Here is a 24,495-nt window from a genome sequence, read left to right as displayed (position 1 = left end):
GATTAAGGCTTAATGCCATCATAGAAAAATATTTATCTCTAATTGTCCCAGTATCTTTGATACTTGGGTTTCTTTTTTCTGCGCATCTGAACGGACTCACAGGATGGGCGCCTTACTTGTTCGCCTACTTGACCTTCGTAATGGCTACCGGCTGCAGCTGGAGCCAAATTAAGCAGGCCTTCCGCATGCCCATCCCGATGCTGCTTATTTTTACGGCTGCGCATATTATCGCGCCTATCGTGTCTTATGCGCTGGGCAGCGCCTTTTTCGGCACCCAGTCGCCTTATGTGGTGGGATTCGTACTATTCACGGTTATTCCTCTCGGAGTATCGTCCGTGATCTGGATCGGGCTCTCGAAAGGCAGCGTTCCGTTAGCGTTGTCCATGATCGTGATCGATTCGGCTTTGAGCCCGTTCGTCATTCCGTTCGAGGTATCCGTGTTTTTCGGAGCGGAAGTGGGTTTCGATCATCTCAAGGTCATGATGGATTTGATCAAAATTATCGTTGTCCCGACGGTTCTGGGGGTTATCGTGAACGAGCTGTCGCGGCAAAGATTCAAGGAATGGTCGGCACCGTTCTGTGCTCCCAGCTCCAAAGTGGCCATGGTGACGGTTGTAGCGATCAACGCGGCGGCTATTCAGCCCTACGTCATCCAAATGAAGCATGACATGGTCGTCGTCATCCCGTTGGTTGTGCTGATGGTTATCTTTTGCTATTTGATCGGCTTTGCGTCCATGTTCGTGATGAAGCGGCATGATATTGTCGTCACCGTCGCCTATTCCTCTGGAATGCGCAATATTTCACTAGGCCTGGTGCTAGCGCTCGCTTATTTCGAGCCGTTAACGGCGGTGCCGGTCGTACTGTCGATTCTTATCCAGCAGCCTTTTGCAACCCTGAACTTCTGGTGCCTGAAAAAATACGAGAAGTCTCGTCTTTACAAAAAATTAACTGGCATTCCTCCTGCTGAACAGCTACGCTATTGACTATACTGTCTATTAAATGAATGAGTGATAGCGGGGAGGACAGCATGGCAGTAAGACCATGCGGCTCCTGCACATAGAACGGCCCTGCAAGTCGATAAGCAGCCTCAAACGGAGGGAATTATGCAAAAATTTCGAGTTCGTCTCACCTTGCTATTTATTGTGCTGATCGGAGCCTCGATGCTGGCAGCCGGACTGTTCATGTCACGGATGTTGAAGGAGTCTCATATTGAGGCCCTGAAGACGAATATGGATAGAGAGCTTAAGGTGATCTTGTTTACCCTGGATTGGAAGCAGGAAGGTACGGAGATCGAGCAGATGCGATACTTCACCGATCTGGCGAAGCAGCTGAAGCAGTCTGCCGATGCCCGCGTGACGTATATACGAGCCGATGGTAAGGTGCTTGGGGATTCGGATTCGAATCCGCAGGAGATGGAAAATCACTTGTCGCGAAAAGAGGTAGCCGAGGCGGCCAAAAACGGGGAGTTCGGCTCCGACATGCGGTACAGCACAACGATTCAGCGCAATATGCTCTATGTTGTCGTTCCGGTCAAGGACGGCTCTAGCATCAAAGGCTATGCCCGGCTGGCCATGAGTCTGGAGGATGTAGACGCCTCGATCCGCAAGGTTTGGTATGGCATCCTGATAGGCTTGCTGACGGTTTTCGTTATTGCTGCTTTAATCAGCTACAGGGTTGCGTATGGTCTGACCCGCCCCATTGAGATGATTACAAGAGTCGCTAATCAGATCACGAACATGAACTACAAAGCCAGAGTGCACCTTCGGAAAAAGGACGAGGTAGGTCAGCTGGGGCAGGCGATTAACCAGATGGCGGACAGTCTGCAGCTGCAGATGAACCGGATTCTCGAAGACGAGAGCCGGTTGAAAAGCGTCCTCGAGAATATGATCAGCGGGGTCGTTATGATCGACCGCGACGGGAAAATTGTGCTGCTGAACCCATCGGCGGAAGATATCCTCGGCTTCTCCGCGCAGGAGCTGCTGGGCAAAAAATTCGACGAAGCGAAGCAGCAGTATGAGTTTACGCAATTGATTCAGGAATGCATTGATTCCCGGGAGCTGATCCGGGATGAAATGATATTTTATTACCCGTCAGAGCGCATATTAGAGATCAACCTCATCCCTATCACTTTGAACGAAGAGGAGTGGGCGGGTGTGCTGATCGTACTCCATGACATTACGGCCGTCCGGCGTCTGGAACGGATGCGCAGCGAGTTCGTCGCCAATGTATCCCACGAGCTCAAAACGCCGATTGCTGCGGTCAAAGGCTTTGCGGAGACGCTGCTTGCCGGAGCATTGAACGATAAGGAGACGGCAAGATCGTTCCTGCAGATTATTTTTGACGAGAGTGAGCGGCTGAACAGGCTGATCGGAGACATCCTCGAGCTCTCGAAGATTGAGTCCAAGCGGATCCCGCTGCAGTTCTCTCCGGTGCATATGCATACGTTTGTCGGCAACTGCCTCCATGTCATGAATACGGAAGCGATGAAGAAATCGATCTCCCTCGATATGCAGGTGGATGAAGACATGTACATTGAGGCGGATGAGGACAGGCTGCGGCAGATTTTGATCAACCTTTTATCCAACGGGATCAATTATACGCCGGAAGGCGGTAAAGTGAAGGTGAAGGTAGAGCCTATCGATCCTGTCGGAGATGAATACGAGCGGATTCTTATGACGATCTCCGATACCGGCATAGGGATTCCCAAAAAAGATTTGCCCCGCATCTTCGAACGGTTCTATCGCGTAGATAAAGCCAGATCACGCAGCTCCGGCGGAACCGGTCTGGGTCTCTCCATCGTAAAGCATCTGGTAGAGCTGCATAAGGGAACCATTCGTGTGGAAAGCGAAGTGGGGATGGGAACCCGATTCATCATTGAGCTGCCTGTGATTCATTAATTGTATATAGAGGCCTTATGGATTTTTCAAGATTCCATAAGGCTTTCTTAACATTGGTGCTTGAAACGGTAGCTGGAGGGGCATCCCACCGGAGTATATTGGCAATAGTTCTAGCTCTATAGGTTTCTCAGCAAACTTACCCAATATTTGATGCCAGGGGGCAAAATTTTTACATGAAATTAACACTTTACATTTTGCCAACAAAACTAGGCTATGATAAGCTTGTCTTATTAGAAACTAAAACGGGGGATTCCCATGACGCAAAAAATTTTAGTTATTGAAGACGAGCCTACGTTAGCAAGACTGCTCTCTTATAATCTTTCTCAAGACGGGTATGAGACGAAAGTGGTCGATCACGGCAGTGAAGGGCTGCAGACCGCACTTCAGCATGCTTTTGATTTGATCATTCTAGATATTATGCTTCCGGGGTTGAACGGGTTTGAAATCCTGTCCAAGCTTCGTCAGAAGGGCAATAAAACGCCGGTCATCATTTTGACGGCACGGAATGCGGAGGAAGAAGTCGTACAAGGTCTGAAATACGGCGCGGATGATTATATTACGAAGCCTTTCGGAGTAGCCGAGCTGCTGGCGCGCGTCTCGGCGGTGCTGCGCAGGACGATGTCCGAGGAGCAGCTGCAGGATAGAAATACGACCGGGGAAAAGGTCATTACCGCCGGCGATTTGTATATTTACCCGGAAAAGTATGAGGTTATGCTGAACGGGGAATCCATACCGCTTCGACCGAAGGAGTTTGAGGTTCTTCTCTATTTGGTTCAACGGCCCGGAGTTGTCGTGACACGGGATGATCTGATGAATATCGTCTGGGGCTTCGACTATATCGGCGGACAGCGGACGGTGGATGTGCATGTCAGCTCTTTGCGCAAGAAGCTGGAGATGAATCAGCAGAGCGTACAGATTGAATCGATTCGGGGAGTCGGCTATAAGCTCGTCACCTCCGTGGTGAAAAAAGCATAGTTGCTGAAAATAGAAGCGGGCCTGCTAAGGTGGCGCTTCTTTTTTTTGACTTACTTTAGTTGGGTTCACCGAAAAGTACCCGAATCAGACTCGATGCCATGGCCCGCATTAAAGTTGAAGCTGTTGAGGAGCCCTGGTTTCGAATGACGATGCTTCTGCCATTTCCCGGGAAATTTCTGTCGATTGCTGACGACTGGATGCGGCAGGATGATTTGGAAGCGAATCATTATTTCATGACAAAATCGGATATAATATCAGCCAGATTAGAAATATCTTTTCGGGACATTCTTCACTATACTATGGCTAAGTAAGGAACAAGTTCATGTGAGAGACCGTACCCAAGGAGGACGAACAGAATGTCTGCTAAATTTAGAATAGGGATTATCGGCTGTGGCGGCATTGCCAATGGGAAGCATATGCCGGCATTGAAAAATCAGGCTAACGTTGAAATGGTCGCCTTTTGCGATATTGAGCTGGAGAGAGCTCAGGAGGCGGCAGCCAAATTCGGAACTCCGGATGCCAAAGTATATGAGGATTATAGAGAGCTTCTGAAGGATAGCTCCATCGATATTGTGCATGTGTGCACACCGAACGATTCCCATGCCGAAATCTCGATCGCTTCGCTTGAAGCGGACAAGCATGTCATGTGTGAGAAGCCTATGGCCAAGACAGCCGCTGACGCGCGCAGGATGGTGGAAGCTGCCAAGCGCACCGGCAAGAAGCTGACAATAGGGTATCAGAACCGCTTCCGTTCCGACAGCCAGTACCTGAAGAGAATATGCTCCGACGGCGAGCTGGGCGAGATCTATTTTGCAAAAGCACATGCCATTCGCCGCCGTGCCGTACCGACCTGGGGCGTGTTCCTGGATGAGGAGAAGCAAGGCGGAGGCCCATTGATCGATATCGGGACGCATGCGCTGGATCTGACCCTTTGGATGATGGACAATTATAAGCCAAAAGCGGTATTGGGCACGGCCTTCCATAAGCTGTCCCAAAAGCATGATGCAGCTAATGCCTGGGGCTCGTGGGACCCGGAGAAATTTACGGTGGAAGATTCGGCGTTCGGAATGATCACCATGCAGAACGGTGCAACGATCATGCTGGAATCCAGCTGGGCGATCAACATGCTGCAAACGGGAGAAGCCAAAACCACCCTTTGCGGCACGGAGGGCGGGGCCGATATGCAAGACGGTTTGCGCATTAACGGTGAAAAGCACAGCCGCCTGTTCATGAATCAAATTCAGCTGGACGCCAAAGGCGTAGACTTCTACGACGGGAAAAAGGAAAGCCCGGCCGATCTGGAAATGCGCTTGTGGCTTGAAGCTGTCGAGCAGGATAAGGAGCCAGTTGTTACGCCGGAGCAGGCCTGCGTCGTTTCGGAAATATTAGAGGCGATCTATGAATCGTCGAAAACAGGGAAGGCCGTTTATTTCGACTGATGCCTGTTACATTATAACGAGCGAAAGCCCGGGTTCCTTTCAAAATAGAAGGCGCTCGGGCTTTTTTTACTTTTTTACGCCGGGAGGATGGGCATTGCCGGCTTTTTCACATGTGAAGAAGGGAAAGGTTTGATTGTGGTCCGGCTACTTGCCTGCCTTGCCCTGGACGTACGAAGCATTGAACAGAAACAGCCTCATAAGCAAATACAGCGAAGGGATGAGCAGCAGCAGGCCTGCAATAAAGGCGATGATCAGCGCAATGCCCATTTCCGGGCTTGTGACGCTCTTGTGGATCGAAACGATAGGATACAAGATGTACGGCAAATGCGCCGCTCCATAGCCAAAGAAGGCAAAGAAGAATTGCAGCATGACCAGAATAAAGGATAAGCCCAGCCTTCGCCGCTTCCAAATCAAATAGGTTGCGATTAAGAAGCAGACGAGCGAGAGCACGAACATCCATGCATAATGAAGCATGTTGTCAAAGTGCCACGGATTATGGCGGTATATGGCAAAGAAGACGAGCAGGCTTGCCAGAATCGTTGGGGCGCTCCAGCCGATAGCGAAGCCGCGCAGAACTTCCATTGCCTGGCTGTCCTTGGCTTTATTGGCGTAGTAGGTCAGAAACGCCGCAGAAATAAACAGAATACTGACCAGCGACAGCACCACGACGGACCAGGCGTAGGGACTGGTGAACAGCTTGCCGTACAGAAGGTTGACCTGTCCGTCCTGCTCCTGAATAAATCCTCCTTCCGAGAGGGTCAGCACGATGGACAATGCCGCCGGAATGAACAGGCCGCTAGCGCCATACAGCAGCAAATAGATGCTGTTATCTTTAGCTCCGTAAGTGCTGAACGCGTAATAGGAGCCGCGAATGGCAAGCAGGATGATCGCAATGCTGCCGGGCAGCAGCAGGGCGGTTCCCAGGTAATAGGCCGTATCAGGGAAAAAGCCGACTATTCCGACCATAAAGAAGATGAGGAATACGTTCGTAACCTCCCACACGGGGGACAAATACCTCTCGATGATGCCATGCACGAGATGCTTTCTTCCCGTTATCATGCTGTAATAGCTGAAAAATCCGGCGCCGAAGTCAATTGAGGCGACGATCAAATATCCATAAAGGAAGATCCAAAGTACCGTAATGCCGATAATTTCGATATTCATCTCATTTCGCCCCCCTCCAGGCCTCGTCCGGCCAATTCCTTCTCTGCTGAGTTGCTCCTGAACATTTTGCGAAGCACAGCCCATACCGTAACTCCCAATACCAGGTACAATAGGGCGAACAGCAGCAGCATCCAATCCACATTCGCGGATGTGGTGGCTCCGTGCACGGTTTTCATATAACCGCGGAGAATCCAGGGCTGCCGTCCGACCTCGGCCAATATCCAGCCGCATTCGATGGCAAGCATAGCCAGAGGTCCAGAAGCCACAATACAGCGCAGCAGCCAGCGGGGCAGCTCGCCCCCCTTCGCACGGCGGGCTCTTCGGGCGAACAGGATGTACGCCAGGCACAGCACGATCAGGAGGCTGCCGATGGCCACCATCATATCAAACAAGTAATGAATATAGAGCGGAGGCCGCTCATCCGGAGGAATGTCGTTCAATCCGGTTACAACGGCATTCGGCTTGCCGAAGGCAAGAATGCTCAAGGCGAATGGAAGCTTAAGCCCATAACGGACTTCATGGTTTTCATCGAGAATTCCGCCGAGGACCAGCGGAGCCCGAGCAGTTGTCTCGAAGTGCCATTCCGCGGCGGCAAGCTTCTCCGGCTGATATTCGGCAAGGAACTTGCCGGACATATCCCCGATGACGGCCGTCAGCACGGAGAACACTAGTCCGGCGAGCATCGTCAGCTTCAATGCTTTGGTGTAATAAGCATGTCTTTTCCTTGCAAGCAGCGATACAGCGGCGATGGCCGCCAGCAAAAACGCGCTGGTCATATAGGCGGAGGACAGTACGTGAGCGGTTTTGCTAGGCGTTGCCGGGTTAAACATAGCGACCAGAGGGTCGATATCGATGATGGTTCGCCCCTCCAGCTTGAAGCCTTGAGGCGTATTCATAAAGGCGTTCACCACAGTAATAAAAAAAGCGGATAACGAGGATCCGATAATGACCGGGATGACGATGGAGAAGTGGGTCCACGGATTGCGGAAACGATCCCAAGTATATAAATAAATGCCCAGAAAAATAGCTTCAAAGAAAAAGGCGAAGGTCTCCATGAACAGCGGCAGGGCGATAGCTTGACCGGCAATCTGCATGAAGCTCGGCCATAGCAAATTCAGCTGCATCCCTATGCAAGTTCCGGTGACTACCCCTACGGCGACGGAGATGACGAAGCCGCGTGCCCAACGGCGGGCCAACAGTTGATAGTGAGGGTCCTTCAGCTTGATTCCAAGAAACTCCGCAATGGCAATCATCACGGGAACGCCCACCCCGATCGTGGCGAACAGGATGTGAAAGCCCAAGGTAAGCCCTGTCAATATGCGACTGTACACCGCAGGATCGTAGGACATCATTATCAGCTCCTTATGTCATTAGGCAGGATATGGATTATTGTTATCCATTTCCTCCAATGTTAGTATAAGTATATGAATGTGATTTAATTCACATGGAATGAGGGAATGGTGCTGACGTTGACAGACGCTCTGAACGCTGATATGTTGAACGAAAAGCAGGGCGGCGGTAAGCTTGGGAAAGTGGGGCTTGTAATGCTCATAAGATGGGAGCGGGTATATGGGCAGGTCCGCCTTTTGGCTCTCTATGACTTCAACCATGGCTATGATTGCTGAAGGTAGTCATACATCATTTGAAACCGGATACATCCCCTAGAGGAGTACGGTCAATGTTCATCGATTATTCATTATGTCATGAGTAAGGAGAAGCGATTGTGTATAAAGTGCTGTTGGTAGATGACGAAATGTATGTAAGGAAGGGCTTGATGAGTTTAATCGATTGGGAGCAGCTGGGCTATGTTATCGCCGGGGAGGCGGAGAATGGCCAAGAGGCTCTTGAGCTTATAAAGGAGCTGGAGCCGGACCTGGTCATCATAGATATCCGTATGCCGGTTCTTGACGGTTTGGACGTGATAAGGACTGTGGCGGAGCAGGAGGGGAGTCAGCCCAGCTTCATTATTATAAGCGGCTACCACGATTTCAAGTATGCACAGCAAGCGCTTCGCTACGGCGTTGTCGATTACATATTGAAGCCGATTGACGAAGAGGAGCTCCAGGGCACTCTGCTTAAGCTATGCGATACGATCAACATGAAGAAGCTGACCCGGATAAGCAAGGGCAGGCGTGTAGGAGGATCGGTGCTGGAGCTGCTAATCCAGGGACAAGTGAAGCAGGAGGACGAACCGGAGCTGCTATCGGCCCTCCGTATGGAGGGGGCTGCCCGATTCTGCTGCGCTCTCATTGAGCTGCGCTTGAAAGGGGATACATTACCGGCACCCCGACAGGAGCACGTTATAGATTGCATTCTTCAAGTGTTCAACGTGCCCGGTATGTCCGTTGACCGAATTCCTCTGATACAGCATGCTGACGGTAAATACAGCCTCCTCATCCACTACGCGTGGCTGGAGAGCTTTGACCAGAGACTGGAGATCAGCCTTCGAGCCTTGCAGGGAAGTTTAACGAAGCTGGCCCAGGGGACGGTAACCATCTTCGCCGGAAAACCGGTGAGCAGGCTGACGGAGGTGAGGGAATCCTTTGTAACCGCTGGTGAGGCCGCACAATATCAATTTGCCATGGACGGCGAGACGGTAATCATGTATGAGCAGGTACAGGGGATTCCGCTGTATGCGCTCGATATCGATGCGGAGCTGTATAAGCAGCTGATGGACCAGCTGGAGGAGCAGGATCAGGAAGCCTTGCTGCGCACGGTGGATCATATGTTTCACCAGTTTCAATATAAACGCTTTGCGCCCCGTGCCATCGGGAATACTATCGCCCGCTGCGTTATCAGCGTAATTCAGCTGGTCAAGGAGCTTGAAGGCGATGAGAAGCCCCTCACGGTATTGCCGGAGATTATGCAGTGGCAGCAGATGAATATAACGCTCAAGGAGCTAAAGGAGCTGCTTGTCCGATTTTTGGTCCAGGCGTCGGAATATCTTGATCAGCTTCGTAAGGAGCAGTCCAAGGGAAGTATTCATAAGGTGAAAAAATATATTGAAACCCATTATGCCGAGAACGTCAGCCTCAAGAGCATGGCGGCAGCCTTCTATATGAATCCGGCTTACCTCGGTCAGCTGTTCCGTAAAACCTACGGCGTCTATTTCAACGATTTTTTACTGCAGCTTCGGATTGATGAAGCCAAGAAGCTTTTGCGCCAAACCGATTTGCGCATTTATGAAATCGCCCAGACGGTCGGCTTTCAGAATGCAGACTATTTTGTGACCCAATTCGAGAAGCGCGAAAGTGTAACGCCTACTGAATACCGGAATAAAATCATCGGACACTAAAACCAAGGCGGCGGCAATCATGCTAAGATTATTTTTGAATAATGTCAAGCTTCGGAATAAGCTGCTTTTGATGTACTTCTTCTCTGTGTTTATTCCGATTGTATTAACCAACGTTATTTTTTACTACGTGACCACGAATAACGTTAAAAATCAGAAGACCCGGGACGCCGTGACGGCTATGGAGCAAACGAAGAGCGAGATTCGGAATTTCATCGACGAGGCGGTAGGAATCACCTACCTGTTTTATACGGATACCGTGTTTAATCAGATGCTGGATGAGGATTATTCCAGTAACAGCGAATATATCGAGGCTTATCAGTCCTATATTCGACCGTCCTTTTACCGGGTATGGCAAGCGAATAAGTCCGTTAAGGAAGTGCAGCTGTTTGTCGATAATCCGACGATTTTGACCTCAAGCAATATCGATCATATTTCGCAAGAGCTTCAAAAAACAGATTGGTACACTACATTGTTTCGGACCAAGGTTCCTTATCCGCTAGTTTTCAAATCCGGCAATACGTTAAGCCTGCTCCAGCGTCTCGACAATTATGCTTATTATTCCAATTATCTCAAGCTTTTAAAGGTGGAGCTGAATATGCAGACGATGCAGGAGCTCCTTCAGCATTCCGCCTTTGAGGGTAAGCTCTACCTTGTGGACCCGCAAGGGCGGATCGCGTACTCTAACGACGGTTCCGTTGATTGGGCGGACAGCAATATTTCCATGGCTTCGCTCAGCTTTCCTGATCAGCGTGTTCTAACCTTCCGGTCAGATTATCAAAATATCAATTATTTAAACGGCTGGAGTCTGCGCGGGGTTATGGATGAGGTCAGCATGCTGGAGGAGGTGCGTAAATCCGGTTCCTTCGTCATTATTTTGGCCTGTCTAAATTTCCTGGTGCCGTCAATCATCCTTGTGTTTATCGCCCGTTCCTTGCATGTGCGGCTGATTCGTATTTTGAAGCATATGAAAAAGGTGAAGAATCAAAATTTCGAAACGATTCCCGACGAGGAGTCCAGAGACGAAATCGGCCAGCTGATCGGCGAATTTAACAGGATGACCCTGCAAATCCAGAGCTTGATCGAGGATGTCTATATGGCAGATATTCAAAAAAAGAATTTGGAGCTTAAACAGAGGCAGGCTCAGCTGCATGCGCTTCACAGCCAGATTAATCCTCATTTTTTATTTAATGCGCTGGAGACGATCCGCATGCGGAGCTTGATGAAATCCGAGAAGGAAACGGCCCGAATTATTCAGAATATGGCCAAAATGCTCCGGAGGTCCATAGCCTGGGGACGTGACTGGGTTACGGTAAGAGAGGAAATGGAGCTTGCCTTATGCTTTCTGGAAATTCAGAAGTACCGCTTCGGTGATAGATTGGAATACCGTTTGAATGTTCAGGAGGAGGCGTACGGCAGTTCGATTCCCAAGATGTCCTTTCTCCCTTTTATTGAGAATGCCAGTATTCATGGTGTGGAGAAATCCCCGGAGAGCGGACTCATCTGTATTGATCTATACCTGGAAGAAGATGTTCTCGTATTCCGATTAAGCGATAACGGGATGGGCATTCCGAAGGACAAGTACGCGGAATTGATGGAATATCTTCACGAGAAGGACTCGTTCGGAGAGCATGTTGGAATCAAGAATGTATACACACGGTTGCAAATGTGTTATGGCGATTCATTTGATTTTCGGATACAGAGCGAGGAAAACTTCGGAACGATCGTCGAAATCCGGCTTCCGTCAGGCGACCCGGTTACATGATGTGAAGGACAAGGGTGCGGCTGAAAAGCTTTCCGTATCGGCCCCCCCTTGTAAAATGTGTGAATAAGCATGCCCCACTTAGTGGGGTTATTATATTTTCATGCATTTTTCAAAGTATAATCTAAAGTTTGCCGGGTGAACAAGAAAACGATTACGAGCTATACTGAAAATGCTTACATAGAAACTAAATGGTGAAAGGGGAACAAATATAGAAATGGTCAAACGGAAAATAGTACTGGCCGGCTTAGCCGTGTCCCTCTTAGCTGCGACGGTTGCCTGCAGCAAACAGCCCGCAGCAGATAAACAACTAACTACATCCGACGATACAACACCGGTTACCTTCTCGTATTACAGCTTTTCGAGCGGTAAGGATATCATGGCTAACCAGACCGTGATAGGTAAAGAGCTGGAGAAGCAGACAGGTGTCAACTGGAAGATGGAATTTATAGTGGGAGACCAAAAAACGAAGTCCGGCGTCATGATCGCCTCCGGTGATTATCCCGACGTCATAGTACCCGAAGGCGAAATCGATAAGCTGATGGATGCAGGCGCATTCATTGCACTTGATGATCTGATCGAAAAGTACGGACCGAATATTAAACGGGTATATGGCCCGTACATGGATAAATTCCGCCAGAAGGACGGTAAGATTTATCACCTTCCGTTCTCCGCGAACCAAGGATATATCATGGACCCGAACATAGGTCAGGGTGCCTTCTGGATTCAGCGCTCCGTGTTGAAGGAGTTTAATTATCCGAAGATCAAGACGCTTGACGAATACTTCGATCTCATTAAGAAGTACAAGGAGAAGCATCCGCAAATGGATGGCAAGGATACTATCGGCTTCGTTTCCTTTGCAGGCGTGGCGGACAACTTCTTTACGCTGACGAATCCTCCGATGCACCTCGCCGGATATCCGAACGATGGCGGCGTCATTGTCGATATGAAGACGCAGGAAGCCAAAATTTTTGCAGCTACGGACTTGGAGAAGCGCTGGGTCCAGAAACTGAACGAGATTAACGCAGAGGGCTTGTTCGATCCTGAATCGTTCGTCGTGAACAAAGACCAATATTTGGCGAAGCTGACCTCCGGCCGCGTTCTTGGTTACTTCAACTACGGCTGGCAAGTAGGCGATGCTACGAACAACCTGAAGAAAGCAGGGATTGATGAGAAACGGTATGCTCCCCTGCCGATCGTATTCGATAAGGATATAAAGGATCAATACATCGATCCGCCGTCCTTCGTGAACAATCGCGGGATCGGAATCTCCGTAAAGGCGAAGGACCCGGTCCGCATTATCAAATATTTCGACAACATGCTCAAGGAAGAGAATCAAATCCTCACACAATGGGGGATTAAAGACGAGACTTACTCGGTTAATGACAAGGGACGCTTCGTTATGAACGCGGATCAGATCGCCAAGCGTAACGACCCGGAATTTAAGCGCTCTTATGGCTTCCAATATTTTGAATACAGCTGGCCTCGGTATGGCAACAATTCCTTGCTGAAGGACGGCAACGCGTTCGCCGTAGGAAATCAGCCGGAAGTAGCTTCAATGAGCTATACCGAAGGGGATAAGAAGATTCTAGAGGCTTATGGCGCTAAAGTATTTACCGACTTGTTCGCTAAGCCCGATAACCGTCCTTGGTTCCCGGCATGGAGCATTAACCTGGGTCAAGGGACACCGGAACAGCTTTTCGGTCAAAAATCAGGCGACCTGCAGAAGAAATATTTGCCGAAGCTGATCATGGCTAAGCCGGAGCAATTCGATGCGATATGGAACGAGTATGTAGGAGAAATGAACAAATTGGATAAAAAGCAATATGAGGCGACCATAACCAAGGTGGTTAAGGACCGTGCGGCAGGCAAGTGGTAAGGAATATGCGATGAAAGGTTTTCGGAAGGCCGGCTTGCATGAACTCCGGCCTTCTCTTTATAGAACGCTGTTTTCGTAAATATTGTTGCTATTAAGACAAAAAAACCGCTTAAAGCGGTTGGTAAACCCAATAAAGCATATTATTTCTTCTTAACGTCCGCCGTCGTCTGTGCTGGGTAAGACTGGTCAATACCGCCGCCGTTCGGAATTTCAATGCTCACTCGGTCACCTACCGCAACCGCGTCGTAATCAGCTTGTTCCGAAATCCACATTGCGTTCGGTTCGGCGTTCATCAATATTTCATTAAGGGGAGCTTCGAAATTGGAAGGTTTGTCACGTACCACGAGGATTCTCCCGCTTTCTTTTGAGACGACGAATCCATCTTTGTAATCCCAACGTTCATCGGAATTGCTTGAAGATGAACAACCTGTAACAACAACAAGCATTGCTATCAAATTTTTGTTGCGTACTCATATAGGTATTTAATAGTAGGGGTAGTTATGCGCTTTCCCTGAACTTCTGGACAGTCATAAAGTTGGCTCTTCTGCATGTATCTAGGAGCATTTTCTTCTGCCTATCTGCATGCTCCAGCCTCTTGTGCAATTCCAAGAATCGGAACCAGAACATGTAGTTGTCAATGTACTTGGTCGCAACGCCTTGGAATCTGTCCATCCACTTCTTCAAGCGAGAATGGAACGAATTGACGTGCTGGATGTGGTAAACCGACTTCGACACATGCGTTCCACGCGGAAGAACTTCATGGGTCAAACCCTTCATCTTGGCGAATTTTTTGTAATTGGTGGCACTGTCCGTGCATAGCAAAGAGGAGGGTGCAAGATACCCTCCGATGACCTTATCTATTTCTTCCGCTTTGATGCGACCACGACCGCCCATTTGACAGATGATATTGCCGCTGCGGTCATAGGCGACAACGATGCTCACTTGCTCCCTGGAGATGCCGCGTTTGCGCTGTTCCTTCTTTTCGTTCGACCGCGTTTGCGAGCGTTACGATGCGGAATGCCGCCTTTACGACCTTTCTCGGACTCCAAAAAGTGAGTTTCATCGCTTTCGATGATACCGCTGAGTTGAGCGTTTCCAAGAGAGCGGATTGCGTTGAGTATCTTGTGCCTCCAGTAGAATGCGGTCGAAATATGCATCTTAAGCCGTTCTACGATTTTGGGCAGTGTATAACCTTCAACCATCAACTCGAAGTATTTGAGCCATAGGTTTGGCTTGTGAGTACCCGCCATCGGTGTTCCCGTCATGTCATTGAAAGATTTGCCGCAGTCCTTGCATAAATAACGCTGGCGACCGCGATATTTGCCGTTCCGCTTAACACTTAGGCTTCCGCAGTGAAGGCACGCCAAACCACCCGAGAACTTCGTTTCTCGGATATCACCTATTATTCCGTGAATTTTGGGGGTGGGGAACAGCGTTTCTTTCATTGCTTCGAATAAGCGGTGCTGCTCCTTTTCTGGTAGGTCGGTAAAGTTCTCGTATACTTTGAGCCAATCCATGAATCATTTCCCTCCTGCGGGATTTTCACTGTATTAATAGTATACCCAAAAGAGCAACAATATTTCAGAAAACAGCGTTATAGAAAAAGCTCGGAAAGGAGCAACATCAGGTGAGAAAACATACAGATACGGCCATCCTGCAGGCAGGAGCAAACGCCTCAAAGCTGCAAGCGTCCCGGCTATCGCTTTTCTTTAAAAAGCTGATGCAGCAAAAAACGCTGGTTGTGATGTCGGTACCGTTCTTGATATGGGTGTTTGTGTTCAAATATGTTCCATTGTGGGGGTGGACCATCGCCTTCCAAAAATACCGGCCTGCGAGAAGCTTCGCTGATCAGGAATGGGTAGGCTTGGCAAACTTTCGGTTTCTGTTTAATGACGATGCGTTTTACAGGGTGCTGCGCAATACGCTTGTAATGAGCTCTATCAAGCTTGTGCTTGGCTTCGTCACGGCGATTGCCTTGGCGATTCTGCTTAATGAGCTGCGCCATTTGGTGTTCAAGCGGGTAGTTCAGACCGTCAGCTACTTACCGCATTTTATTTCTTGGGTCGTTGCGGCCAGCATCATTTCGACAGTGTTATCGCCGGAAGGCATCGTGAATATAATCTTGTTGAAGCTGGGATTGATTGAGGGCCCTGTGCTATGGCTTGGCAAGGGCGAATATTTCTGGGGTATTCTCGGAATGTCCGAGGTTTGGAAAGATGTAGGCTGGAATACGATTGTGTATTTGGCTGCGATCACGACGATCGACCCTTCACAGTATGAAGCGGCTGAAATCGACGGAGCCAACCGGCTGCAGCGCATTGCGTACATTACACTTCCCGGGTTGAAGCCGGTTATTGTCATTTTATTGATTATGAATCTTGGGCATATTCTGGAGTCGGGTTTCGAGCCGCAATACTTGCTCGGGAACGGGATGACCGTGGACTTCTCCGACAACCTTGATATATTCGTGCTGAAATACGGATTGAACATGAACAATTATTCCCTTGCGACGGCGGCAGGCATGTTCAAGACGGTAGTTAGCTTCATATTCCTGTTCGCTGCCAATTCGATCGCGAAGAAGCTGGGCGAAAGCAGACTTTTCTAAGGAGGCAGAGCAAGAATGAGCGACATTACCCCTTCGTCACGGAGATATTCCAATCTGCCGGACACCTTATTCGATATAGGCAACGTGATAGCGATGTGCTGTCTCATGGTTGTCACGCTGTATCCGTTTGTCAACATGGTAGCTGTATCGCTCAATGATGCGAACGATTCGATTCGCGGCGGTATCTACCTATGGCCTCGAATGTTTACTTGGAAGAACTACGAGTACATTTTTAATGAAGCAAGCATTTATCACGCAACCTTAATATCCGCGCTGCGAACGGTCCTCGGTACGGTCGTATCCGTGTTCTGCACGGCCATGCTGGCCTATACGATCACCCGCCGGGAGTTTGTGCTGCGCAAATTTGTCACGCTGGCTTTCGTCTTCACCATGTACTTCAGCGGGGGCCTCATTCCGGGATACCTGCTGATTCGTGAACTGGGTCTGACGAACTCCTTCTGGGTCTATATCATTCCCGGTATTATCGGCGTATTCAACATGATCGTCATTCGCTCGTTCATCGAGGGCTTGCCGGACGGCTTGCTGGAATCGGCGCGAATCGACGGTGCAGGCGAATTTACGACCTTCATGCAGATTGTGCTCCCGCTAACGGTTCCGGCGCTCGCGACGGTTTCGCTGTTCGTGGCGGTTGGACAATGGAATTCCTGGTTTGATGTGTTCCTGTACAATTCCTCGAACACGAATCTCAGTACCCTTCAGTACGAGCTGATGAAAATATTGCAGACGTCGAACACATCCGCGAATTCCGGCGCTACTGCCGCCGACGCATTCGCTTCCGCTCAAAGTGGTGTTACAGCTGTAACACCGACATCCATACGTGCAACCATGACGATTATCGCCAGCTTGCCGATCATTATCGTGTATCCGTTCTTGCAGAAATATTTTGTCAAGGGCTTGACCGTAGGCGGAGTGAAAGGCTGATACATCAATCGCGATTGGATGAATTGCCGTTCTGCCCGCCCATGGAAGTAGAATGGCATGCCGTCATGCATCCCAATCTAGGAGGACCTCAAAGTGATAGATAACGGCTATTCTGCCTGGCTTCGATATGAAGAGATAACAAATAAGGAGATACGGAAGACAGACCTGCAGTGGTTGAAGCAGCTGATTATCCCTGCCGAGGCGGGAGAAGGCCCGCTGCAGACAGCTGTACAGGAGCTTGCCGAGGCCATCGGCAGCATTTCCGGTGAAGCCCTGCAAGTAACAGAGCGCATACCCGGCTCAGGACGTTTTCTGGCTATCGGCGTATACGGCGGCTCCGCTTTGGTTAACGCAGCTGTCTCCCAAGATGAAACGGAGAACGTATCAGATGAGTGCTATTGGATTCGGACGGTCCGATCTGCCGACGCTTCATACGAATATGTGGTGCTTGCAGGTCTATCGGAGAAGGGCGCTTTGTATGCCGCCTTCCATTTCTTACGGCTGCTTCAGACAGGCGAGCGCCTCGACGCTTTGGATATACGAGAGGCGCCGGTGAACCGGCTTCGGATGCTCAATCACTGGGATAACATCGACGGCAGTATCGAACGCGGCTATGCAGGGAGATCTATTTTTTTCAATAATGATGCAGTGCTGTCGGACTCCGGGCGCATTCGGGATTATGCGAGATTGGCCGCCTCGGTCGGCATCAACGCCGTTGCTATCAATAACGTCAATGTACACCGTCAGGAAACCTTCCTCATCACGGAGACCTATTTGCCTGATGTAGCCCGAGTGGCTGAGGTATTCCGCAGGTACGGTATCAAGCTGTTCCTGAGCGTAAATTACGCTGGCCCGATGGAGCTTGGCGAGCTGGATACGGCGGACCCGCTTGATCCTGTCGTTGCCGACTGGTGGAAAGCCAAGGCCAAGGATGTATACCGCTATATTCCCGACTTCGGCGGCTTTCTGGTCAAGGCGGATTCCGAGAACCGTCCGGGTCCGTTCACTTACGGTCGCGATCACGCCGATGGCGCCAATATGCTAGGGGAAGCTCTTAGGCCTTATGGCGGTCTCGTGCTATGGAGATGCTTCGTCTATAACTGCCATCAGGACTGGAGAGACCGTTCCACGGATCGGGCGCGTGCGGCGTACGATCATTTCAAGCCGCTGGACGGGCGGTTCGCGGACAATGTCATTCTCCAGATCAAGAATGGCCCGATGGACTTCCAGGTGCGGGAGCCCGTTTCACCGCTGTTCGGGGCGATGGAGCAAACGAATCAGCTGATGGAATTCCAGATTACCCAGGAGTATACCGGGCAGCAGAAGCATGTATGCTATTTGATTCCGCAGTGGAAAGAGATACTGGATTTTGATACCTGCATCCAAGGGGAAGGGTCGTCCGTTAAAGCGATCGCCGCAGGCAGCGTACATCCATACCGCTATTCCGGCATCACGGCGGTAGCGAATATCGGAGACGATGAGAATTGGACCGGACATCATCTCGCGCAGGCTAACCTGTACGGCTTCGGGCGTCTGGCATGGAACCCGGACTTATCCGCCCAAGCCATAGCTGAAGAATGGACGAAGCTCACCTTCGGCCAGGACCCTGAGGTGTTGAAGACGGTTGTCGGCTTCTTGATGGCCTCTTGGCCGATCTATGAGAGCTACACGTCGCCCCTCGGCGTAGGCTGGATGGTTACACCTCACTATCATTACGGACCGGATGTGGACGGGTACGAATATTCCAAGTGGGGTACCTATCACTTTGCCGACCGCGACGGCATCGGCGTAGACCGTACACAGGTAACGGGTACAGGTTACACGAAGCAGTATGCCAAGTCCAATGAGGAACTTTACGACCGCTTGGATACTTGTCCGGATGAACTGCTGCTGTTTTTCCATCATGTGCCGTATACCCATAAGCTTCATTCAGGTAAAACGGTCATTCAGCATATTTACGACACGCACTTTGAAGGTGTAGAGCAGGTCGAACGATGGAAGGCCGAGTGGCTTAAGCTGGAGGGCAAAATCGATGAAAGCCGCTTTGACCATATCCGCAGGCGAATCGAGACGCAGCTGGAGAGCGCGAGGCAGTGGCGCGACGTGATAAATACGTATTTTTACCGAAAATCAGGTATTCCGGACGAGCTGCACCGGAAGATCTACTAGGAGGATTGAGCTATGTCGTCGTCAATGCTGCACGTGCCCGCGTTGCATTCCATCAATCGGAATTACTTTGATATAGGCGCAGCGGTCAACCTGAAAACTATCGTATCGGCTAAGGAGCTGATCGCCGCCCAATATAACAGCATCACAGCTGAGAATGATATGAAGTTCGAGCGTGTCCATCCGGAGGAGGAGGTCTATACATTCGACGCCGCCGACCGGATCGCTGATTTTGCCGGTCAACATGGCATGAAGCTGCGTGGTCATACTCTGGTATGGCATAACCAAACCTCCGATTGGGTGTTCACAGGAAAGGACGGATCGCCTGCCGATCGTGAGCTGCTGCTCTCACGCATGAAGTCCCATATCGATACGGTAGTCGGAAGATATAAGGGAAGGGTGTACTGCTGGGATGTCGTGAATGAAGCTATCGAGGACAAAAGCGGGGTATGGCTAAGGGATTCCAGGTGGCTTCAGCAGATTGGGGACGATTTCATTGCCAAGGCGTTCCAATTCGCTCACGAGGCCGACCCGAACGCACTGCTGTTCTATAACGACTATAATGAATGCCATCCTGATAAAAGGGACAAAATCCTTCGTTTGATCCGTTCATTGAAGGAGCAGGACGTGCCGATCCATGGTATCGGCCTTCAAGGGCACTGGAATCTGTACGATCCTTCCCTCGAGACCATTCGCGAAGCGCTGGAGAAATATGCCGAGCTTGGACTAAAGCTCCATATTACCGAGCTGGATGTATCGATGTTCGAGTTTAACGACCGGCGTACAGATTTGCTGGAGCCGACCGAAGAGATGCTGGAACGCCAGGCAGAGCTTTATGAGAAGGTATTCCGCCTGTTCCGCGAGTACAAGGACGTGATTACCTCCGTCACCTTCTGGGGCGCAGCGGACGATTACACCTGGCTTCACGATTTCCCTGTCCGCAGCAGGAAAAATTGGCCGCTCGTGTTCGATGAAAATCATCAGCCAAAGGCTTCCTTCTGGAAGATCGTTAAAGGAACAAGCATAGGGCAAAGGGGAAAATAATCATGAATAAAATGGCAAAGCCAAATGAGCCGTTGGTCACTCATATTTATACTGCGGATCCTTCCGCTCATGTCTTTGAAGGCAAGCTTTACATCTATCCTTCCCACGATATTGATCATGATGGACCTACCAACGATAACGGCGATCAATATGCTATGGAGGATTATCATGTTCTATCCATGGATGACCTGTCTTCTCCTTGCATAGATCATGGGGAGGCGCTGCATCTTAAAGATATTCCATGGGCCAAGCAGCAGCTTTGGGCTCCAGATGCCGCATTTAAAAACAACACGTATTATCTGTTTTTCCCGGCAAGGGACAAAGAGGATGTTTTCCGTATTGGCGCCGCTACAAGCGATTCTCCTTCAGGGCCGTTTAAGCCAGAACCGAATTATATTCCAGGCAGCTTCAGCATTGATCCGGCCGTTTTTGTAGACGAAGATACCAAGGCTTATATGTATTTCGGCGGTCTATGGGGAGGGCAGCTGGAAAAATGGCAGCGGGGAACATTTGACCCTGAAGCTGACGGACCTGCTGCAACCGCACCGGCTTTGGGCCCAAGGGTGGCGGTGTTAAGTGAGGATATGCTTTCATTTGCTGAGCAGCCTCAAGAGATATCCATTATCGATGAGAACGGTAATCCGCTCCTGGCCGGGGATGAAGAAAGAAGATTTTTTGAAGGTCCGTGGGTTCATAAATATAATGGGTATTACTATCTATCGTATTCCACGGGGAATACTCATTATCTTGTTTATGCCATGAGCAAAAATCCAAAAGGCCCCTTTGTGTTTAAGGGCAAGATTCTGCCTCCCGTCATCGGATGGACTACTCATCATTCCATTGTCGAATTTCAGGGGAAATGGTATTTATTTTATCATGACTGCTCCTTATCCGGCGGAGTGGATCACAAGCGCTGCGTGAAGTATACAGAGCTTACCTATAATGAAGACGGAACGATCCAAATGATTGACCCTTATAAATAAGGTGATAAAAAAGCTTCTGCCATCATTGCAAGGAGAGGATGTCATGGAATACATGGCGTCCTTTTTTTTTATTTGTAGCAGTTGTCAATATACCCAGGCTAATTTTACCGATAGGCATCCATGTATGAAGGGAAAGCGGGGAAGGGATAGTAATAGTAAATTTGCAAAGGTAAAGAAGGTGAAGCTTTGCTGTACAATCTTTTGATCGCAGCGGCCATCATATGCGTTGCAGGTTTATTTTTCTCCGTTATGGCTATCCGAAAGCAGAATCAACATGAATATGACAAAGGAATGAATAGCGTAAGCAGGAAACATAATATTGTAGCCAACCCGGCATTAATTGCCTATATTTTGTTTCCGGTCGCTGTTGTCATACTTGCTTTGTTATTTATATATTACGGAGGGTAACTATGGATAAACGTCCTTATTATATTTCCGTCCAAGCCAAAACCATTATGCTCAACCAGGGCGATGCCCCTTATGAGTTTGAAATCATGGCAACGGAAGAGGAGATCGATCAGCTGTATGAATGGTTTGAAGAGCTGGATGAATATGAGCAAGGAACGTTCTTCCGTGCTCATGTGCCGGCTCTGCCTTATCATCACGATAGCTACAATGATGCCTGCGATTATACTTTAAAGCAAATATACCGGTTTATCGCCGATCATGGCTCCAAACAAACCGGCGACCATATCGCGGCTATGGACCTGGACAATATGGGGCACTGGAATAGCAAATAACAGGAACAGACTCGGGAACCTGGTTCTCTCGAGTCTGTTTATGGTTCTCATTTCTTTTGGCGGTATACCCTTTCGGGCCGTCCGACAACACCATAGGATAGATCGGCGTACACGGTGCCGAGACTAACCAGATGCTCCAGATAACGCCGGCTGGTGGATCGGCTGACACCGATGAGTTTGGCAATTTGCTCGGCCGTCATGCCGTCCGGGGCTTGGGAGATGGTCTGGGTCACTTTGACCAGGGTCAGCTTGTCGATCCCTTTGGGCGGGAAGGAGACCTCAGGGCTGCTTTCCTTCTTCGCGGATCCTGCAAGCAAGCGGTCCACATCGCTTTGGCTGATGCTTCGGTTCTCGTTCAACCGGTTCAGCTCGCGGTGAAAATCGAGATAACGAAGCAGCGTCTCCTGCAGCCGGTCAAAGATAAGCGGCTTCATAATATAATCGAAGGCGCCGCTGCGCACGGCCTCCCGGATCGCCTCGGCTTCCTTGGCTGCCGTAATCATCACGGCATCCGTATCCCGATAATGCTGCCGGATATATTGCAAGATGTCCAGGCCGCTCGATCCCGGCAAATAGATGTCGAGAAGCGCGAGATGGGGCCGCAAAATATCCAATTGCTCCTTGGCCTGGGATTCGTCTGTCGCAATGCCGACGACGGCGAAGCCTTCTACCTTCTCGATAAAACGCCGATGAATTTCGGCAATTCTTAGATCATCCTCTACAATCAGCACTTCAACCGTGGGAAGTTGGCTTTGAACAGTCATTTCAGTTCCTCCTTTTCCCGAGTTTGACCTGCTTTGGGTAGGGCTACCGTAAAGATGGTGCCTCCGGCAGGGTTCTTGTGAAAGGTAATATAGCCGTTCAGCTTGCCAACTGCATGCTGCACCAGGGCAAGTCCGATTCCCCGATGGTCTCCTTCCTTGGTCGAAAAGCCTTTTTCATATACAGCGTGAGCCATTTCTTCTGAAATACCTACCCCGGTATCCTCGCATTCAATAATAAGATCTTCCCCCAAATCGGTCATAAACAATTGGACTCGCTTCTCGGGTCTGTCTTCACACGCGAGCACCGCCTCCATGGCATTGTCGATCAAATTACCAATGATAGTGACAAGTAAATTGCGGTCGACCTGCTCCGGAATATCGCGGAAGGAGCTTTCGTGATCAATCTCAAAGGTCAGCTTCAGCTCCTGAGCATGATTATATTTGCCGATCAGGAGCCCGCCGATCATAGGATCGGGAATTTCCCGCATGATGAATTGCACGAAATTTTGATGAACGTTCGTTTCCCTTGTAATGAGATCAACGGCTTCCTGATACGATTCAAGCTGGATTAAGCCGGAAATGACGTACAGCTTATTCGAAAATTCATGGGTTTGCGCCCGAAGCGCATCGGCGAAGCGCCGAACCTGGGACAGCTCCTCGGCGAGCCGGTACAATTCGGATTTGCTTCGAAAGCTCGAAACCGCCCCGGTAACCTGGGAGTTCATATCCAGGATGGGTACCCGATTGACGACAACTTCAAGGTCGCCAATCATCATTTCACGGTCAACCTCCGCGTTTCCAGTTCGAACGACCTCGTGAAGGCGCGTATTGGGAATCACTTCTTCGATATGCTTTCCTGCGATGCTCTCATTCTCAGGCAGCTGAAGGAGCTTCAGGGCATAACGGTTGGCAAGCGTAACGATTCCCTTGCGGTTCACGGCAATGATCCCCTCGTGAATTGATTCGAGAATCGCCTGCTTCTCGGTATAGAGGGCGCCGATTTCCTCCGGCTCCAGGCCATGGATGGAGCGCCGAACACTTCTTGCAATTAGGATGGACCCGACTATACCAACGGCAAGAACGATCAAAGTAACCCATTCTACTCTAAGCTGATAGATGTCATCGATGTGATCGATAGCCTCGGTAAGGAAGCCGACGGATACGATACCGATTACGTAACCGTTTTCATCAAAGACGGGAGCTTTTCCCCGAAGAGAAGGACCGAGAGAGCCGGTAGCTTTGGAAATGATCGATTTACCTTCCAGCACGGGACCGTTATCACCGCCGACCATTTCTTTACCGATTCGGTCCGTGACGGGATGGGAATAGCGGATGCCGTCCCGATTGCCTACCACGATATATTCGGCATCGATTTTTTCACGAATCGTCTCCACAATGGGCTGGATGGTCTCCGACGGATTAGGCTCATAGAAGGCATGCCGAATTTCGGGCATAAGGGCGATGGTTTCGGCCACTTTAAGCGCCCGGTTGCCGATCTGATCTTCAAACACCGATGTCGTTATATAGTAAAAAATACATCCGAGGCTGACAATAACTAAAGAGAGAAGCGAACAAATAATGAGAATAAGCTTGGTTTGCAGCCGCATGGTAAGAACCCCCGTTTTTGGATGAATGATTGAGACTAAGTCGGCGACAGGTTATACGGCTCATTTATCATATCCTACTGCACGTTTGAACTCGGAATGAATATTCCTCAGATAATCATAAACGGTAGCCGCCGTTTGAGCAATTGGCTTGTGCTGGAATTTGCCGGCTTACGCCGTGAACAATATGAACAAAATGCCCACAAAGGAGTTAATGTAAATTAATTTCGTTAAACTTT

Annotated in this window: 18 protein-coding genes and 1 pseudogene; 13 read left to right on the top strand and 6 right to left on the bottom strand. The window is 49.7% G+C overall.

Annotated elements, in window-relative coordinates; translation table 11 throughout:
* Positions 1 to 116: 116 nt before the first annotated feature.
* From GGC63_RS03610 to GGC63_RS03595, 4 genes are all read left to right on the top strand, one after another.
* Positions 117 to 983 carry a bile acid:sodium symporter family protein gene (locus GGC63_RS03610; protein ID WP_225947883.1) on the top strand — a complete coding sequence of 289 codons (867 nt, stop codon included), beginning with the start codon at positions 117 to 119 and terminating at the stop codon, positions 981 to 983.
* A gap of 120 nt (positions 984 to 1,103) precedes the next feature.
* A complete protein-coding gene (gene pnpS, locus GGC63_RS03605; protein WP_192701123.1) occupies positions 1,104 to 2,897 on the top strand; it encodes a two-component system histidine kinase PnpS in 1,794 nt (597 codons plus the stop codon).
* A gap of 255 nt (positions 2,898 to 3,152) precedes the next feature.
* Entirely contained in the window at positions 3,153 to 3,872 is a 720-nt protein-coding gene (locus GGC63_RS03600; protein WP_192701122.1) for a response regulator transcription factor, read from the top strand.
* Between the two features lie 356 nt (positions 3,873 to 4,228).
* Positions 4,229 to 5,311: a Gfo/Idh/MocA family protein gene (locus GGC63_RS03595; RefSeq protein WP_192701121.1), complete on the top strand. Its 1,083-nt coding sequence runs from the start codon at positions 4,229 to 4,231 to the stop codon at positions 5,309 to 5,311.
* A 144-nt stretch (positions 5,312 to 5,455) separates the two neighbouring features.
* On the opposite strand, the gene GGC63_RS03590 is transcribed toward GGC63_RS03595, so the two are convergent.
* Positions 5,456 to 6,475 (bottom strand): cytochrome d ubiquinol oxidase subunit II, encoded by a 1,020-nt coding sequence (locus tag GGC63_RS03590; protein ID WP_192701120.1) that lies wholly within the window; start codon positions 6,473 to 6,475, stop codon positions 5,456 to 5,458.
* A complete protein-coding gene (locus GGC63_RS03585; RefSeq protein ID WP_192701119.1) occupies positions 6,472 to 7,827 on the bottom strand; it encodes a cytochrome ubiquinol oxidase subunit I in 1,356 nt (451 codons plus the stop codon). The genes GGC63_RS03590 and GGC63_RS03585 overlap by 4 nt, the downstream gene beginning before the upstream one ends.
* 371 nt (positions 7,828 to 8,198) lie before the next feature.
* On the opposite strand from GGC63_RS03585, the gene GGC63_RS03580 reads away from it, so the two are divergent.
* From GGC63_RS03580 to GGC63_RS03570, 3 genes are all read left to right on the top strand, one after another.
* Positions 8,199 to 9,770, top strand: coding sequence for a response regulator (locus tag GGC63_RS03580; RefSeq protein WP_192701118.1), 1,572 nt, complete (start codon positions 8,199 to 8,201; stop codon positions 9,768 to 9,770).
* A gap of 19 nt (positions 9,771 to 9,789) precedes the next feature.
* Positions 9,790 to 11,532 carry a sensor histidine kinase gene (locus GGC63_RS03575; RefSeq protein WP_192701117.1) on the top strand — a complete coding sequence of 581 codons (1,743 nt, stop codon included), beginning with the start codon at positions 9,790 to 9,792 and terminating at the stop codon, positions 11,530 to 11,532.
* A gap of 214 nt (positions 11,533 to 11,746) precedes the next feature.
* Positions 11,747 to 13,408: an ABC transporter substrate-binding protein gene (locus tag GGC63_RS03570; RefSeq protein WP_192701116.1), complete on the top strand. Its 1,662-nt coding sequence runs from the start codon at positions 11,747 to 11,749 to the stop codon at positions 13,406 to 13,408.
* Positions 13,409 to 13,548: 140 nt separating this feature from the next.
* Here the strand turns inward: GGC63_RS03570 and GGC63_RS03565 are convergent, their stop codons facing one another.
* Both GGC63_RS03565 and GGC63_RS03560 read right to left on the bottom strand, forming a co-directional pair.
* Positions 13,549 to 13,854 (bottom strand): DUF3221 domain-containing protein, encoded by a 306-nt coding sequence (locus tag GGC63_RS03565; protein WP_225947955.1) that lies wholly within the window; start codon positions 13,852 to 13,854, stop codon positions 13,549 to 13,551.
* Between the two features lie 52 nt (positions 13,855 to 13,906).
* Positions 13,907 to 14,925: pseudogene (locus GGC63_RS03560) on the bottom strand (IS1595 family transposase).
* Positions 14,926 to 15,062: 137 nt separating this feature from the next.
* Here GGC63_RS03560 and GGC63_RS03555 point away from each other — a divergent pair.
* The 6 genes from GGC63_RS03555 to GGC63_RS03530 all read left to right on the top strand — a co-directional run bounded on the left by GGC63_RS03555 (position 15,063) and on the right by GGC63_RS03530 (position 21,888).
* A complete protein-coding gene (locus GGC63_RS03555) occupies positions 15,063 to 16,013 on the top strand; it encodes an ABC transporter permease (RefSeq protein ID WP_225947954.1) in 951 nt (316 codons plus the stop codon).
* Between the two features lie 15 nt (positions 16,014 to 16,028).
* Complete coding sequence (locus GGC63_RS03550; RefSeq protein WP_192701114.1) at positions 16,029 to 16,955, top strand: carbohydrate ABC transporter permease; 927 nt, start codon at positions 16,029 to 16,031, stop codon at positions 16,953 to 16,955.
* 96 nt (positions 16,956 to 17,051) lie between these two features.
* Entirely contained in the window at positions 17,052 to 19,124 is a 2,073-nt protein-coding gene (locus GGC63_RS03545; protein WP_412973848.1) for an alpha-glucuronidase family glycosyl hydrolase, read from the top strand.
* A 12-nt stretch (positions 19,125 to 19,136) separates the two neighbouring features.
* Positions 19,137 to 20,165 carry an endo-1,4-beta-xylanase gene (locus tag GGC63_RS03540; protein WP_192701112.1) on the top strand — a complete coding sequence of 343 codons (1,029 nt, stop codon included), beginning with the start codon at positions 19,137 to 19,139 and terminating at the stop codon, positions 20,163 to 20,165.
* A 2-nt stretch (positions 20,166 to 20,167) separates the two neighbouring features.
* Positions 20,168 to 21,148, top strand: a complete 981-nt coding sequence (locus tag GGC63_RS03535; RefSeq protein WP_192701111.1) for a glycoside hydrolase family 43 protein — start codon at positions 20,168 to 20,170, stop codon at positions 21,146 to 21,148.
* A gap of 410 nt (positions 21,149 to 21,558) precedes the next feature.
* Positions 21,559 to 21,888, top strand: a complete 330-nt coding sequence (locus GGC63_RS03530; RefSeq protein ID WP_079908430.1) for a hypothetical protein — start codon at positions 21,559 to 21,561, stop codon at positions 21,886 to 21,888.
* A 47-nt stretch (positions 21,889 to 21,935) separates the two neighbouring features.
* Here the strand turns inward: GGC63_RS03530 and GGC63_RS03525 are convergent, their stop codons facing one another.
* Positions 21,936 to 22,652, bottom strand: a complete 717-nt coding sequence (locus tag GGC63_RS03525) for a response regulator (protein ID WP_192701110.1) — start codon at positions 22,650 to 22,652, stop codon at positions 21,936 to 21,938.
* Positions 22,649 to 24,259: a sensor histidine kinase gene (locus tag GGC63_RS03520; protein ID WP_192701109.1), complete on the bottom strand. Its 1,611-nt coding sequence runs from the start codon at positions 24,257 to 24,259 to the stop codon at positions 22,649 to 22,651. Before GGC63_RS03520 ends, GGC63_RS03525 begins: the two co-directional genes overlap by 4 nt.
* Positions 24,260 to 24,495 lie beyond the last annotated feature (236 nt).

Origin of the sequence: Paenibacillus sp. OAS669 (assembly GCF_014873645.1) — a bacterium.
In the GTDB taxonomy this organism is placed as follows: domain Bacteria; phylum Bacillota; class Bacilli; order Paenibacillales; family NBRC-103111; genus Paenibacillus_S; species Paenibacillus_S vulneris.
This window is presented reverse-complemented; position numbering and strand designations above follow the sequence as displayed.

Coding starts and splice junctions, on each gene's coding strand:
- pnpS (WP_192701123.1), top strand. CDS start 1,104: ATGCAAAAATTTCGAGTTCGTCTCACCTTGCTATTTATTGTGCTGATC.
- GGC63_RS03600 (WP_192701122.1), top strand. CDS start 3,153: ATGACGCAAAAAATTTTAGTTATTGAAGACGAGCCTACGTTAGCAAGA.
- GGC63_RS03595 (WP_192701121.1), top strand. CDS start 4,229: ATGTCTGCTAAATTTAGAATAGGGATTATCGGCTGTGGCGGCATTGCC.
- GGC63_RS03590 (WP_192701120.1), bottom strand. CDS start 6,475: ATGAATATCGAAATTATCGGCATTACGGTACTTTGGATCTTCCTTTAT.
- GGC63_RS03585 (WP_192701119.1), bottom strand. CDS start 7,827: ATGATGTCCTACGATCCTGCGGTGTACAGTCGCATATTGACAGGGCTT.
- GGC63_RS03575 (WP_192701117.1), top strand. CDS start 9,790: ATGCTAAGATTATTTTTGAATAATGTCAAGCTTCGGAATAAGCTGCTT.
- GGC63_RS03570 (WP_192701116.1), top strand. CDS start 11,747: ATGGTCAAACGGAAAATAGTACTGGCCGGCTTAGCCGTGTCCCTCTTA.
- GGC63_RS03565 (WP_225947955.1), bottom strand. CDS start 13,854: ATGCTTGTTGTTGTTACAGGTTGTTCATCTTCAAGCAATTCCGATGAA.
- GGC63_RS03550 (WP_192701114.1), top strand. CDS start 16,029: ATGAGCGACATTACCCCTTCGTCACGGAGATATTCCAATCTGCCGGAC.
- GGC63_RS03540 (WP_192701112.1), top strand. CDS start 19,137: ATGTCGTCGTCAATGCTGCACGTGCCCGCGTTGCATTCCATCAATCGG.
- GGC63_RS03535 (WP_192701111.1), top strand. CDS start 20,168: ATGAATAAAATGGCAAAGCCAAATGAGCCGTTGGTCACTCATATTTAT.
- GGC63_RS03530 (WP_079908430.1), top strand. CDS start 21,559: ATGGATAAACGTCCTTATTATATTTCCGTCCAAGCCAAAACCATTATG.
- GGC63_RS03525 (WP_192701110.1), bottom strand. CDS start 22,652: ATGACTGTTCAAAGCCAACTTCCCACGGTTGAAGTGCTGATTGTAGAG.
- GGC63_RS03520 (WP_192701109.1), bottom strand. CDS start 24,259: ATGCGGCTGCAAACCAAGCTTATTCTCATTATTTGTTCGCTTCTCTCT.